This is a genomic window from Jannaschia sp. R86511 (assembly GCF_042466345.1).
Lineage (GTDB): Bacteria > Actinomycetota > Actinomycetes > Actinomycetales > JBBAYJ01 > Aquipuribacter.
This window is the reverse complement of record NZ_JAXHCD010000001.1, coordinates 3,160,781-3,175,265: the sequence shown is the minus strand read 5'-3', so window position 1 is coordinate 3,175,265 and position 14,485 is coordinate 3,160,781. Positions and strand designations below refer to the sequence as shown.

Annotated in this window: 11 protein-coding genes and 1 pseudogene; 7 read left to right on the top strand and 5 right to left on the bottom strand. The window is 72.4% G+C overall.

The genetic code is table 11. The annotated features are described in order from the left end of the window. Window positions 1-113: 113 nt before the first annotated feature. The 5 genes from SJY06_RS14900 to SJY06_RS14880 all read right to left on the bottom strand — a co-directional run bounded on the left by SJY06_RS14900 (window position 114) and on the right by SJY06_RS14880 (window position 4,418). Window positions 114-953 carry an Ltp family lipoprotein gene (locus tag SJY06_RS14900; RefSeq protein WP_380168324.1) on the bottom strand — a complete coding sequence of 280 codons (840 nt, stop codon included), beginning with the start codon at window positions 951-953 and terminating at the stop codon, window positions 114-116. 967 nt (window positions 954-1,920) lie between these two features. Beyond that, entirely contained in the window at window positions 1,921-2,274 is a 354-nt protein-coding gene (locus tag SJY06_RS14895; RefSeq protein ID WP_380168323.1) for a hypothetical protein, read from the bottom strand. 97 nt (window positions 2,275-2,371) lie between these two features. Continuing rightward, window positions 2,372-2,797, bottom strand: coding sequence for a hypothetical protein (locus SJY06_RS14890; RefSeq protein WP_380168322.1), 426 nt, complete (start codon window positions 2,795-2,797; stop codon window positions 2,372-2,374). 400 nt (window positions 2,798-3,197) lie between these two features. Continuing rightward, window positions 3,198-3,563: a hypothetical protein gene (locus SJY06_RS14885; protein ID WP_380168321.1), complete on the bottom strand. Its 366-nt coding sequence runs from the start codon at window positions 3,561-3,563 to the stop codon at window positions 3,198-3,200. Window positions 3,564-3,941: 378 nt separating this feature from the next. Then, a complete protein-coding gene (locus tag SJY06_RS14880; RefSeq protein WP_380168320.1) occupies window positions 3,942-4,418 on the bottom strand; it encodes a hypothetical protein in 477 nt (158 codons plus the stop codon). A 396-nt stretch (window positions 4,419-4,814) separates the two neighbouring features. On the opposite strand from SJY06_RS14880, the gene SJY06_RS14875 reads away from it, so the two are divergent. From SJY06_RS14875 to SJY06_RS14845, 7 genes and pseudogenes are all read left to right on the top strand, one after another. Then, window positions 4,815-6,227 (top strand): EAL domain-containing protein, encoded by a 1,413-nt coding sequence (locus SJY06_RS14875; protein ID WP_380168319.1) that lies wholly within the window; start codon window positions 4,815-4,817, stop codon window positions 6,225-6,227. A gap of 106 nt (window positions 6,228-6,333) precedes the next feature. Next, window positions 6,334-7,347, top strand: coding sequence for a LacI family DNA-binding transcriptional regulator (locus tag SJY06_RS14870; protein ID WP_380168318.1), 1,014 nt, complete (start codon window positions 6,334-6,336; stop codon window positions 7,345-7,347). Between the two features lie 120 nt (window positions 7,348-7,467). After that, window positions 7,468-8,773: pseudogene (locus tag SJY06_RS14865) on the top strand (ABC transporter substrate-binding protein). A 14-nt stretch (window positions 8,774-8,787) separates the two neighbouring features. After that, the gene (locus tag SJY06_RS14860; RefSeq protein ID WP_380168317.1) at window positions 8,788-9,753 is read left to right on the top strand and encodes a carbohydrate ABC transporter permease; all 966 of its coding nucleotides are present in this window, start codon (window positions 8,788-8,790) and stop codon (window positions 9,751-9,753) included. After that, a complete protein-coding gene (locus SJY06_RS14855; RefSeq protein WP_380168316.1) occupies window positions 9,750-10,652 on the top strand; it encodes a carbohydrate ABC transporter permease in 903 nt (300 codons plus the stop codon). The genes SJY06_RS14860 and SJY06_RS14855 overlap by 4 nt, the downstream gene beginning before the upstream one ends. After that, window positions 10,652-13,006, top strand: a complete 2,355-nt coding sequence (yicI, locus tag SJY06_RS14850; RefSeq protein WP_380168315.1) for an alpha-xylosidase — start codon at window positions 10,652-10,654, stop codon at window positions 13,004-13,006. The genes SJY06_RS14855 and yicI overlap by 1 nt, the downstream gene beginning before the upstream one ends. Further along, window positions 13,003-14,472 (top strand): GH1 family beta-glucosidase, encoded by a 1,470-nt coding sequence (locus tag SJY06_RS14845; protein WP_380168314.1) that lies wholly within the window; start codon window positions 13,003-13,005, stop codon window positions 14,470-14,472. The genes yicI and SJY06_RS14845 overlap by 4 nt, the downstream gene beginning before the upstream one ends. Window positions 14,473-14,485 lie beyond the last annotated feature (13 nt).

The following is a 14,485-nucleotide window of genomic DNA, read 5'->3' as shown; positions in this document are numbered from 1 at the left end:
CCTGCCAGGCCGACCCCGGGGCAGCTAAACGACCCCCGGCCGACGCGACGGGATCACCACCCAGCCGACGGGTAGCGGGCGAGACCCCGACCCCCATCAACGTTGCGCGAGCGTCACAGCCCCGTCTGGCTCACGCCGTACTCGGCCTGCTCGGGGGTGAAGCCCTCGTACTCCAGCTGTTCGATCAGGCCGGAGCGGGAGAACGAAGTGAACTCCAGGTAGGACTGGGCCGACTTGGCCGCCTGCTCATTCCAGTCGACCGTCACTCGCTCGACGGCCCAGGTGGCGTCCTCGTTCGAAAAGCCCTCGTACTCGAGCTGTTCGATGAGCCCAGTCAGGGAGAACGCTGTGAAGTCCAGGTAGCTCTCCGCCGACCCGAGTGCGTTCTGTTGGGAGACGGTGCCGGCAGCCGCCACGGCCTCGGCCTCGGCGGCAGCGGCTTCCGCGGCTGCGGCTTCAGCTGCTGCCGCTTCTGCCTCAGCCGCTTCAGCAGCAGCCGCCTCTTCCGCTGCCTGAGCCTCGGCGGCCTCCGCTGCTGCCGCCGCCTCCTCGGCCGCCGCTTCTTCCGCGGCCACTCGATCCGCTTCCTCCTGAGCTGCCAGCTCCTCGGCAGTCGGTTCCGTCGGCTCCGCGCTCGGCGACGGTTCAGCCGACGGTGAGGCCGGCGCACTCGCAGCGACGGAGGCCGCCTCCTCGTCGGGAGCGGGGTCGGGGGCCACGAGCCCCAGCACGATGAACAGCCCGACGAGGCCGATTGGGATGGCGAACCGCTTCTTCTTGAACCAAGGGCGCGGGGTCCGACCGGTGGTCTCGACCAGCGGGTCGCCGGGCTCCGTCGTGTAGAGCTCCCAGCCGTCTGGGGCGGGACCCCAGGCCGGGTCCGGCTCCCATCCAGGAGGAGGCGTCCATCCCTCCGGGGGCGGGGGCCAGTTCGGGGGTGGGTTGTAGCGCATGACGCCTCCCGGGTGTCGTGGGCTCGCCTACCCGGACGGATAGGGCAGATCCGGAACGTAAGTCAGCCGGCCGGACGCAGGCAGTCAGATGGGTCACCACGGGCCGAGCGGAGGATGAGACCTCCGCCGAACGGAGGGCCGTCCCAGAAAGTCAGCAGAAAGTCAGCAGGCACCCCTGCGCTAGACAACACACGACATCATGAAAGTGCAGGTGAGAGCGGTGTGGCGCGTCGCCGGAGTGCCCCGGCGACGTTCACACCGAAGGGGTCGCTGGTTCGAACCCAGTACCGCCCACCAGCACGAACACCACCTGGCCGAAGGTCGTGCACGGGTCACGGTCAGGTGGCCTGGTCCGGGGATTGTCTTCACCGCGTCATCGGGTCGCTGCTGGCGTACCCGGACGTGCTGGATCTGGGGCCCGCGGACGAGTGACCACGACGCGCTGGACGACGCGCTCCGGCACCCTGTCGAAGCTAAGGCGCTTCGCGGAGGCATACCGGAGTTCGTGGAACCGCAGACCCCCGCAATTGCTGCCGCTCGTCGAGGGTCGGGGCCCGGGGGCGCTCCTGCGGGGGCGATACCCTCCGGCGATGCCAGAAGCGGAAAGCCAACCGAGCCCGCGTCGGGCGAGACTTGCGTTCGTGGTTGCGGTCGCGTTCGCCTTGGTCGCCTCCGTCATGTTCGGCGTTGGCCTGTTGGCTCTCATGGTAGGTGCCGCGCCTTCAGCGCCGTGCCAGCCAGGCTCCCCTTGCGGACGTGAACCAGTGGAGGCTCTGCGGTTCGGCCTGGCGTCGATGCTCGGCGGTGTGCTGACCGTCATCGCGATGGTGGCCATCCTCGTGCTGTCGTCGAGACGTCCTACGTCGGGCTAGGAACTGGCAACCGAGACAGTTCCGCACCCCGGCTGGGTTCCGGGATGCTTGTTCGGTCACCGCGCCACCGACAGATGGCGGGGGCCCCGAACCACCTAGTGAGCCCGGATCTCGTAGTCCTCGTGCAGGTACGGCCGGCGGTCGCGCCAAGGCACCCACGGTCGTTTCAGCACCTTGGCGATCTGCCGGGACTCCCAAGACGCGTCGTGCTCCATCGTCGCCCACAGCAGGATCGGCTTATGGCCGGGGCACAGGAGCGCAGCCCTTTGCGCCCCGTGGCCCCGGAAGTACGGGTGCGTGGTGACCGCGGCGATGTGGACCGCAGGGACGACGACCCACTGCCGGAGGCTGCGCTCGACGGTCACCCCCTGGCGGTCGACGACAGTGCGCTGCCTGAGCCCGAACGACACCTGCCGAGGGTCGCGCCACGTCCCCGCCTGGTAGGTCATGTGCACGTCGGTAGCGTGCCAGCCGCAGGTGGCCGGTCGATCGTCGTCGGTGCCGACGACGCTCGAGCCGGCGGAGACAGACGCTCGAGCGCCGCAGTCAACGCTTGGCCGTGTCCCCGTCGGCCAAGCCGCTGGCTCCACCGCGTGCGCTCACGGCTCCGTCAACGGATCGCCTGCGGCCCAGGCCGCGAGCCGGCAGCAGCAAGGCGAGGGCCGTGGCGCAGTGGAGCGCGATGGCGAACGCCCAGGGGACCGCAACGGGACCGACGTCACCCAGTGAGACCCCGAAGAGCACCAACGGGAGCATCAGGGGCAGCAGACCAGCACCGGCCGCAGCGATGCCCACGACGCGCGACATCGGTGAGCCACCGAGGACGAGAGCCGAGAGTGCGAGCGTGAGGACCGCGCCACTCAGCAGCGGCGAGAACTCCAGGAGGGCGATCTCGCCCGTCGGCAGCATGTCGAGACGACGCTCCAGCCAGTTGCCGGTCGCGATGAAGGTGGCAACGGCGGACAGGACCACCAGTGCCGCCGCGAGCGGCCTCGGGCGCCCAGGCCTCAGCCACCGCATCCGTGCGCCCTCGCTCGGCTCGCCACGCCACGTGAATGTGACGCTTCCCGTCGGTGCCTCGTTGCCAGCCACGTCTCCCCGGTTCGTCGGAAGCGGCCATGCTGACACGGGCGCTGGCACCGTCGGCCGAGACCACGCGGCAGCGCCGGGTGCGTCAGCTCGGCCGGTTACGTCGGCAGAGTCGAGCAGTCACCTGCTGCCACAGACGGCGTGGCCGCAGAGGGGCACGCCGGCACCGGCGCAATCAGCTGGGCCGGACGTTGTTGGGTCGCGTCGTCCCTGCGCCGCGTCGCCGCCAGGTACCCCGGGCGGTGGACCGGGCTGCGACGCTTCTCGGGCGGGCAGGGTCACGTCATTGCGAGGCGCCGGTCTGGTGGTCGGGCCGCGGCTCGATCCCCTCGCGCTTCAGTCGCCGCTTCTCCGAGCCGTGGCTCAGGAAGGCGGCCACGATGGCGACCGCGACACAGGCCCAGAGCGCAACCGGCCAGCGGTCCACGACTCTCAGGGCCAGCGCTACGACGAACGCGACCAGGGACACGAGCAGCAGCGCCTTTCCGCCCGCTGTCATGTCCCGGACGCGGCGACCCTTCTCCCAGGACCCGTCCGGGGCGCGCCCCGGACGTGACCACTCCCGGTAGATCGTGCGGTTGACCAGGAGGCCGGCTCCGACGATCACGACGGTCCCCACCACGAGCAGGACGACGGCGGTGACGGACACTCGATGGTCTCCTCGGCGCAGGCGGGCGGGGCCGCACCGGTCTGAGCCCCCTCGGTCGGATGCTGGTCCACGTCATCCGAGCGCGCCACCGGGGGAGGAGAGGCCCGGTCGACCCAGGTTTGTCCGGCTCGCCCCGCGGCCCTTGGTGACAGCGTGTGCGTGGCTGTTCGCGACGTCAGCGCCGAACCGGTGTCGGCCCGGAGGCGACTGGTCGGCGGGGCCGGTGCGGGCGTACTGTGATCACCGGGTCGAGTTCCCCCACTCGGCCCCGCTGCCCGTCCTCGCCTGGCTTGCCGGAGAGTCCTTCACCCCCACCGATCCCCCCATCGGTCGAAGGGCCCGCGAAGACGGGCAGCCCCATGCCCGCCTGGGTCTCGATCAGGGGCCGGCGTCGTCGGCCAGCGCCTGCGCCCGGTAGGCAGCCAGCAGCTCGCACAGCTCCGTGGGCGTCCGGCCGTACGTCTCCAGCAGGGTCTGCCGGGGCGTCGTGCCGCCGTGCAGGTCGACGGCAACCATCTGCGTCGCACCCACGACCGTCGGTCGGACACCGATGACGTCCTGCCATGCGTAGGTGCGCCGCCGCCCGAGGGTCCGGGCGCTCACACCCTCGCGGGACAGGACCAGTGGTCCGCGGCCCAGCAGCAGGGCGCCGACAGCGACCGCCAATGCTGCCGCTACGGCCACCGCGAACCAGGCCTCACCGGAGCCGGTGACGAGGGCGAGCGTGAGCGAGGCGGCCAGCAGCAGCACCACCGCCGCCAGCGCCCCGGACATGGACCGCCCCAGCACGGCCGGCACGGTCACCACGTCGGGCAGGCGCCGGCCGGCTCGGGCCGCTGAGAAGGGGTCGGTCACGTCCGGGATGCTGGCACGCCGGCTGGTCCCGCGTGAGCGGAACGGCGCGATCCCGTCGGTCTCCGAGCGACCGGGCAGGCCCGTCGGAGTGCCCGACCGTCAGGCGCCCGTCCGCCGCGTCAGGGTCAGGTGGGTGACCCCGCTGGGGGGAGGGGACGGCCTCGACGGCGTGCCGGCGGGCGAACGCGTCGTCCACACCGGTCGACCCGCCGCCGCCGTCCGGGCCGGTCTGCTCGGCCCAGAACCGGGTGGCGAACATCCACTGGTGCAGCCGCTGGCCGGCGCCGACCGGGCGCCGCGGGCGCGAAGTTCTGCGGACACGGGCGCCGGTCACCCGCTAGCGTCGCGACGACGAGCCCCGCCGAGCGGGCCCGCCGGACGGGGCGGGGTGTGCGGGTGACGGACACGACGGACCACGACGGCAACCAGGCGCACAGCGACGCCATCGTCGCCGGGGCCGCGGCGACGATGGCGTCGCAGGACGCGCAGGCGGTCGCCCGGTCCGCGGCCGAGACGGTCGTGGCGGCCGAGACCGCCAGCGAGGCCGCGTCGGCGGTGCTGGCCCAGGCCCGCCGGGCCGCCTCGGACGTGGTCGCGGCCACGGCCTCGGCCGCCGCCGAGACGGCCTCCCTGGCCGCGACCGCCGTGGACGAGCGCGCGCGCACCCGCGCGGAGGACGTCGCGGCCGCCGCCGTCGTCGCACGGGAGTCCGTGCTCGCCCGGGCGGACGGCACCGTCAGCCCCGACGAGGCGCGCCGGCTCGCCGCGGAGGTCGCGGCCCTGGTGTCGGCCGACGTCCGCAGCCAGGCCGCGCTGACCGCGGAGGCCGCCGCCCGGGTCGAGGAGGCCGTCCGGCTGGCCGCCGAGGCCGCCGCCCTGGCCGCGGGAACGGCGGCGTCGCTCGTCGAGGCGGCCGCCGTCGGGGCCCACGGCAGGGCGCTGGGGGCCACCCACGCCAGCGTGGCGACCGAGGCCGCCTCGGTCGTCGCGTCGGGCTCAGCCCGGCGGGTGGCCGAGCTGGCCCGGCGCCGGGTGGACTCGCTGCGTCACGGCCCGCTGGTCACCGAGCTGCGGCTCGCCGTGGCGCGCGAGGAGCTCACGCTGCACCACCAGGCCATGGTCGCCGTCGACGGCGGCGCCGTGGTGGGCGCCGAGGCCCTGCTGCGCTGGCAGCACCCGACGCGCGGGCTGCTGCTGCCCCGCGACTTCCTCGTCGCCGCCGAGGGACCGCACCTGCTGGAGCTGGTGGGCGACTGGGTGGTGGACGCCGCCTGCGCCCAGGCCGAGGCCTGGCAGCGGGAGCTCGGCGCCGACACCCCGGTGGTGTGGGTCAACGTGTCCTGCGACCAGCTCGGCCGGGGGCACCTGGTCGACGTCGTCGCCGACCGGCTCGCCGCGCACGGCGTGCCCGCGTCGCTGCTGGGGCTCGAGGTCACCGAGCGCCAGCTGGCCCGGCGCGTGGACGACGTCGCGGACGAGCTTCGGGCGCTGCGGCGGCTCGGGGTGGGCCTGGCCGTGGACGACTTCGGCACCGGGTACGCCTCGCTGGACTACCGGCGCCGGTTCACCTTCGACGAGATCAAGATCGACCAGTGCTTCGTGTCCGGGCTGCAGGAGCCCACCGACCGGGCGGTGGCCAGCTCCGTCGTCGCGCTCGGCCACTCGCTGGGGCTGACCGTGGTGGCCGAGGGCGTCGAGACGGCCCAGCAGCAGGCCATGGTCACGGACCTGGGGGTCGACATCAGCCAGGGCTACCTGCACCACCGTCCGGGCGTGGCGGCCGAGGTGGTGGCCCTGGTGCGCGGCTGACGCCCCTTGCGAATTCGTCGGTCCGAGCGTACTTTCTCGCCAGCGCCTCACTGTCGAAGCGTTTCACCAGTCCGCCGCCCGCGGACCTGACGACGGAGTCCAGGACATGACGAGCATCCACGACGTGGCCCGTGCCGCCGGGGTCTCGATCAGCACCGTGTCCTACGCCCTGTCCGGCAAGCGGTCGATCACCGAGGCCACCCGGCAGCGGGTCGAGGCCGCCGTCCGCGACCTCGACTACCGGCCCAACGCCGGCGCCCGCATGCTCGCCGGCAAGCGCACCTACATCCTCGCCGTCACCGAGCCGCTGCGCGCCGACACCTACGCCCCGGCCCACATGGCCTTCGTGCTGGCCACCGCCACGGCCGCGCGCCGCTACGACTACGACGTCCTGCTGCTGCTGCAGGACGAGGCCGCCGGCGGGCTGCGGCGGGTCACCTCCAGCCGGCTGGTCGACGGGATCATCGTCCTGGACGTGACCAAGGACGACGACCGCGTGGCGCTGGTCCGCGGCCTGGCCGTGCCGTCGGTGGTCGTGGGCGTGCCCGACGACACCGACGGGCTGGTCTGCGTCGACCTGGACTTCGAGGCGGCGGCGCGGCTGGCCGTGGACCGGCTGGCCGACGCCGGCCACCGCACCGTCGGCCTGCTGGGCGAGCCCCGCTCGGTGTACGAGCGCGGCTCCAACTTCCCGCCCCGGTTCCGCGACGCGTTCCTGACGCACGCCCGCTCCCGCGGTCTGCAGGCGCGCTTCGCCATGCCCGAGCGCGACACCGCGGCCGCGCGGGCCGCGGTGACCGACCTGCTGGGCCCCCGCGCCGACCTGACCGGTCTGGTGATGCACTGCGAGCAGGGCATCCAGGCCACCGCCGTGGAGCTGCTGCGCGAGCGAGGCCTGTCGGTGCCCGGGGACGTGTCCGTCGTCTCGGCCGCCTCGACCTTCGACACCGCGGCCCTGCCGGTCCCGCTCGACGTCATCCCGCTGGTGCCCGAACGCAGCTGTGACCGGGCCGTCGAGCTGGCAATCGAGCAGCTCACCAGCCGGGTCGAGCCCCGGGTCGAGCTGATCGCCCCGACCTACGTCGGGCACGGCTCGCTCGCCCCGCCGCCGTCACCCTGACCCACCGACCGACCCCCACGTCCCGACCGCAGCGCCGCAGGAGGCCCGTCTGATCAACGTCGAAACGCTTCGAACTCGAAACGCATCGATCTGCACCACCTACGAGGAGGTAGGCACACCATGAGGAGAACCACCAGCACCGTCCGACTGGGCACGGCAGCACTCGTCGGGGCCCTGGCCCTGGCCGCGTGCGGCGGCTCCGGCGACACCGAGGCCGGCGGCGAGGGCGACGTGCTGCGGCTGTGGCACTTCGAGTCCGACACCAGCGCCATGGGCATCGCCTGGGACGAGGCCATCGCCACGTTCGAGTCCGAGACCGGCGCGACCGTCGAGTTCGAGGAGCGCAGCTTCGAGCAGATCCGCACCACCGCCAGCCAGGTCCTCAACTCCAGCGAGGCCCCGGACATCCTCGAGTACAACAAGGGCAACGCCACCGCCGGCCTGCTGGCCAGCCAGGGCCTGCTGAGCCCGATGGACGACCAGGTCGAGGAGTACGGCTGGGACGAGATGCTCGCCCCCGCCCTGCAGACCACCGCCCGCTACGACGAGTCCGGGATCATGGGCTCCGGCAGCTGGTACGGCGTCCCCAACTACGGCGAGTTCGTCGAGTTCTACTACAACGAGGACATGTTCGCCGAGTACGGCGTCGAGGTCCCGACCACGGTCGAGGAGCTCGAGGCCGCCATGGCGACCTTCGCCGAGGCGGGCGTCACGCCGCTGGCCGAGGCCGCCGCGGAGTACCCGCTCGGCCAGCTTCTGGTACCAGCTCGCGCTGACCCAGGCCGACCGCGAGTGGGTCGACGCCTACCAGCTGTACACCGACGACGTCGACTTCAGCGGCGAGGAGATCAGCTACGCCACCGAGACGGTCAAGGAGTGGACCGACGCCGGCTACATCAGCGCCGACGCCACCGGCCTGGCCGCCGAGGACGCCGGCACGGCGTTCATCAACGGCGAGTACCCGATGTTCTTCTCGGGCAGCTGGTGGCACAACCGGTTCACCACCGAGATCTCCGGCTTCGAGTTCGGCACGTTCCTGTTCCCCGGCGCCGAGATGTCGCCCGGGTCGGCCGGCAACATGTGGGTCATCCCCGTCGAGGCCCGCAACCCCGACCTGGCGGCGGAGTTCATCGACATCACCATGCGACCGGAGATCCAGGCCCTGATCGGCAACAACGGCGGCGTGCCCGTCGCGGCCGACCCGGCCGACATCACCGACGAGAAGTCGGCCGAGCTGATCGCCAACTTCAACACCCTCAACGAGCGCGACGGCATCGCGTTCTACCCGGACTGGCCCACCGCGACGTTCTACGACGACCTGAACGCCGGACTGCAGGAGCTGCTCAACGGCACCCTGGAGCCCGCGGCCGTGCAGGACCAGCTCGGTCAGCAGTACGCCGACGGCGTCTCCGACATCACGGGCTGACCGCGATGGCCACCGTGACCACGTCCGCGCCCGCCGGGGGGCCCGTCGCCCCCCGGCGGGGGCAGCCGAGCCTGATCCCGGGCCTGCGCCGCCACACCTACTGGGTCTACCTGATCCCGGGGCTGACGCTGCTCACGGTGGTCATCCTCGTCCCGCTCGTGTGGAACGTGTACCTGACGTTCACGTCCTACCGCGGCATCCGCCCGCCGGAGTTCATCGGCCTGGACAACTGGGTCGAGCTGTTCGGCGACGCCACGTTCTGGCAGTCGTTCCGCAACTCCATCGCCATGATCGTGGCGATGGTGGTCGTGCCCACCGGGCTCGGCCTGGTGCTGGCGGCGATGCTGTTCGACCTGGTCGGTCGCAAGTTCGGCGGCCGGGTGGCGAGCTTCCTGCGGGCCACCTACTACCTGCCGCAGATCCTGCCGTCGGTCATCGCGGCCATCGTCATCGGCTGGATCCTGCGCCCGCAGAACGGTGCGCTCAACACCCTGCTGGACGCGGTCGGTCTGGGCGCGCTGCAGGCCAACTGGCTCGGCGACCCGCGCTTCGCCCTGCCCAGCATCATGGTGGTGCTGGTCTGGGTGCAGATCGGCTACCCGGTCGTCATCTTCATGGCCGCGCTGCAGCGCGTGGACCCCGAGCTGTACGAGGCCGCGGAGCTGGACGGGGCCAACTGGTTCCAGCGCTTCCGGGCCATCACCGTCAGCATCATCCGCCCGGAGATCTTCGTCGTGGTGCTCACCTGCGCCATCGCCGCGCTCAAGGTGTTCGGCCCGGTCTACGCCCTGACCGGGGGCGGGCCGGGGACCTCGACGATCGTCCCGGCGTACTACGCCTACAGCGAGTTCTTCCAGTCCCAGCAGGTCGGCTACGGCGCCACCATCGCGACCGCCCTGACGGTGGTCATCGCGGCGCTGGCGGTGGTGTTCGTCCTGGTCCAGAGCCGGCTCGAGAAGGCAGAGGAGCGGAGCTCATGAGTGCGCCCACCACCGAGCGGCACACCCCGGCGGCCACCACCGGTCCGCGACCGGCCCCGCCCCGCCGTCGGCGGCGCCGCCGCACCGCCCTGGACTGGACCCTGCTGGGGGTGGCGAGCCTGGTCGGGCTGCTCATCGCGGTCCCGTTCCTGCTGATCCTCGTCAACTCGTTCAAGTCCCCGGCGGACTACAGCACCGGCGGCCCGCTGTCGCTGCCCACCTCGCTGTACCTCGACGGCATCGTCGCGTTCTGGGAGCGGGTCGACTTCCCGCAGAAGCTGCTCAACAGCTTCGTCATCAGCGGCAGCGTCGCGGTGCTCGCCGTGCTGCTGTCGGTGCTCAACGCGTTCGCCCTCGGCATCGGCCGGATCAAGGGCCGGATGTGGATCGTGCTGCTCATCCTGCTGGCCAACATGCTGCCGCAGGAGGTGCTGCTGTACCCGCTCTACTTCATGTTCAAGGAGGTGGGGCTGTACAACACGATCTGGCCGGTCATCATCATCTTCACGGTCATCCAGAGCGCGTTCGGCACCTACCTGCTGGCCGCCGTGTACGGCACGTTCCCCAAGGAGATGCTGGAGGCCGCGGCGCTCGACGGCGCCAACCGCCGGCAGATCCTGTGGCGGATCGTGTTCCCGATCTCGCGGCCCACGCTCGCGGTGCTGCTCATCTTCTTCTTCATCTGGACCTGGAACGAGTTCCTGATCCCGCTGACGTTCCTGGTCAGCAACGCGGTCCAGACCGTCCCCGTGGCGGTGACCGTCCTGCAGGGCGACCGGATGATGGACGTCACGACGACGTCCGCCTCGGCCCTGCTCGGCCTGATCCCCACGCTCGTGTTCTTCCTCATCTTCCAGCGCACCCTCACGCGCGGCATCACGGCAGGAGCAGTCAAGTAATGAAGTTCACCGACGGGTTCTGGCACGACCGGCCCGGGGTCGACGCGCGGCTCGTCCGCGAGGCCCACGACCTGGACACCGTGGGTTCGCCCGAGGGCGACCGGCTGGTCGTCGAGGCCCCCACCCGCGTCATCACCGGCCGCGGCGACACCCTCAACCGCCCGGTCCTGACCGTCACGCTGTCCAGCCCGATGGACGGGGTCGTCCGGGTCCGCGTCGAGCACCACCGCGGCGCCCCCGCCACCCCCGGCTTCGACCTGGTCGGGGCCGAGAAGGGCCACGGCAGCGCCTGGACCGACGACGACGCGGGCTGGCTGGAGTCCGGCCCGCTGCGCGCCCGGGTGGCCCGCGGTGCGCCGTGGGACCTGCGCTTCGAGGCCGACGGTCAGGTGCTGACCCGCAGCGGCGACAAGTCCGTGGGCTGGCTCGGCCTGGCCGACGACGCGCCCGTCACCGCCGAGCCGGCCGGAGTGGCCGGGGTGAGCGTGGACGGCCTCGCCCCGGCGGCCTCCTACGTGCGCACCCAGCTGAGCCTCGGCGTGGGCGAGCTGGTCTACGGGCTGGGGGAGCGGTTCGGCCCGCTGGTCAAGAACGGGCAGAGCGTCGACGTCTGGAACGCCGACGGCGGCACCTCCAGCGAGCAGGCGTACAAGAACGTGCCGTTCTACCTGACCAACCGCGGCTACGGCTTGCTGGTCAACCACCCCGAGCACGTGTCGTTCGAGGTGGGCAGCGAGGCCGTCGAGCAGGTCCAGTTCTCGGTGCCGGGACAGGCGCTGGAGTACCTGGTGATCGCCGGGCCCACCCCGGCGGAGGTGCTGCAGCGCTACACCCGCCTGACCGGGCGACCGGCCAAGGTGCCGGCCTGGTCCTACGGGCTCTGGCTGTCGACGTCGTTCACCACCGACTACGACGAGGCCACCGTCAACCGGTTCATCGACGGGATGGCCGAGCGCGACCTTCCGCTGAGCGTCTTCCACTTCGACTGCTTCTGGATGCGCGAGTTCCGCTGGACCGACTTCGAGTGGGACCCGCGGACGTTCCCCGACCCGGAGGGCATGCTCGCGCGGCTGCACGAGCGCGGCCTGCGGGTCAGCGCCTGGCTCAACCCCTACGTCGCGCAGCGCTCGGCGCTGTTCGACGAGGCCGTCGAGGCCGGGTACCTCCTCCGGCGCGCCGACGGCAGCGTCTGGCAGTGGGACCTGTGGCAGGCCGGCATGGGCCTGGTCGACTTCACCAACCCCGCCGCGACGGCCTGGTTCCAGGACAAGGTGCGCGGCCTGCTCGCCCAGGGCGTCGACGCCATCAAGACCGACTTCGGCGAGCGCGTGCCCACCGACGTGGTGTGGCACGACGGGTCCGACCCCGGCGTCATGCACAACTGGTACGCCCAGCTGTACAACCAGGCCGTGTTCGACGTGCTGCAGGAGGTCCGCGGCCAGGGCGAGGCCGTGCTGTTCGCCCGCTCGGCCACCACCGGCGGGCAGCGGATGCCGGTGCACTGGGGCGGTGACAGCTCGTCGTCGTTCGTGTCGATGGCCGAGAGCCTGCGCGGCGGGCTCAGCCTGGCGATGAGCGGGTTCGGCTTCTGGAGCCACGACATCGGCGGCTTCGAGGGCACCCCCGACCCGGCCGTGTTCAAGCGGTGGCTGGCGTTCGGCCTGCTGTCCAGCCACTCCCGCCTGCACGGCTCGCAGAGCTACCGGGTGCCGTGGGTGTTCGACGAGGCCGAGGGGGCCGACGCCGACGGGCCCAGCGCCGTGGCGGTCACCGCTGCGTTCACCCGGCTCAAGCTGCGGCTGATGCCGTACCTGTACCAGGTGGGCCTGCACGCCCACGAGCACGGCGTGCCGTTCATGCGGCCCATGCAGCTGGAGTTCCCCGGCGACCCCGCCGTGGACCACCTGGACCGGCAGTACCTGCTGGGCCGCGACCTGCTGGTGGCCCCGGTCATGTCCGCGACCGGTGACGTCGACTACTACCTGCCCGCCGGCACCTGGACCCACCTGCTGACCGGCGAGGTGGCCACGGGCGGCGCCTGGCGGCGCGAGCGGCACGGCTTCGACTCCCTGCCGCTGTGGGTGCGCGAGGACGCCGTCCTGGTCACCGGGGCCACCGACGACACCCCCGAGTACGACTTCGCCCAGGACGCCCTGGTCACGGTCTACCCGGGTTCGACCGACCGGGACGTCGTGGTCACCCACCCCACCACCGGCGCGGTCACCACGTTCCGCGTGGTCCGCGACGGGGCCGGAGCCACGGTCAGCGCCGAGCCCGCCGTGCCGTTCCGGGCCCGCCTGGCCGGCGCGTCCGAGGTGGCGGCCGAGGCCGGGCACGCGAGGCTCGTCCCGTGAGCGTCGTCACGGGCAGCCCCCGCCCCGCGACCCACCCCGACGACTACCGCGGCCGCGGGCTGCTCCTGCCGCCGGGGTTCGTGCTCGGCTCGGCCACCGCGGCCTACCAGGTCGAGGGCGCAGCGGCCGAGGACGGCCGGGGCCCCAGCATCTGGGACACCTTCAGCCGCACGCCCGGCAAGGTGACCGACGGCGACACCGGCGACGTGGCCGCCGACGCCTACCACCGGCTCGAGGCCGACCTGGACCTGATGGCCGAGCTGGGCCTGCACGCCTACCGGTTCTCCGTCTCGTGGTCCCGGGTCCTGCCAACCGGGCGTGGCGAGGTCAACCAGGCCGGGCTGGACTACTACGTCCGCCTGGTCGACGGCCTGCGGGCCCGCGGCATCTCGCCGATCGCCACGCTCTACCACTGGGACCTGCCGCAGCCGCTGGAGGACGCGGGCGGCTGGCCCGTCCGGGCCACGGCCGAGGCGTTCGCCGACTACGCCCGCGTCGTCGCGCAGGCGCTCGGCGACCGGGTGGACGTGTGGACCACGTTCAACGAGCCGTGGTGCTCGGCGTACCTGGGCTACGGCTCCGGCGCGCACGCCCCGGGGCGGACCGAGCCCGCGGCCGCGCTGGCCGCCGTGCACCACCTGAACCTGGCCCACGGCCTGGGCGTGCTGGCCCTGCGCGACGTGCTCGGCCCCCACGCCAAGGTGTCCATCACCCTCAACATGCACGTGTGGCGCGGCGAGGGCGACGGGGCGGCCGACGCCGTCCGGCAGGTCGACGGGCTGTCCAACCGGGTGTTCCTGCAGCCGCTGCTGGAGGGCGGCTACCCCGAGGACGTCCTGGCCGACACCGCCGCGGTCAGCGACTGGTCGTTCGTCCGGGACGGCGACGCCGAGCTGGTCCGCCAGCCCCTGGACCTGCTGGGCGTCAACTACTACTCGACCACCCGGGTGCGCCGCTGGGACGGCACCTCGCCCCGGCAGATGGCGGACGGGCACAAGGACATGGGCGGCACGCCCTGGCCCGGGGCCGACGACGTGGAGTTCCTGCCCCAGCCCGGGCCGTACACCGACATGGGCTGGAACATCGAGCCCGCCGGGCTGGAGGAGGTCCTGGTCGACCTGTCGCGGCGCTGCCCCGACGTGCCGCTCATGGTCACCGAGAACGGCGCCGCGTTCCGCGACGAGGTCGTGGTCGACGACTCCCGGCCCGGCGGGCGGGCGGTCCACGACGTCGAGCGCACCGACTACCTGCGCCGCCACGTCACGGCCTGCCACCGCGCCCTGGCCCGCGGCGTCGACCTGCGCGGGTACCTGGTCTGGTCGTTGCTGGACAACTTCGAGTGGGGCTACGGCTACTCCAAGCGCTTCGGCATCGTCCGGGTCGACTACGACACCCTCGAGCGGCTGCCCAAGGACAGCGCGCACTGGTTCGCCGAGCTGGCCCGCACCGGGCGCGTGCCCGACTGACGGCTCACCACAG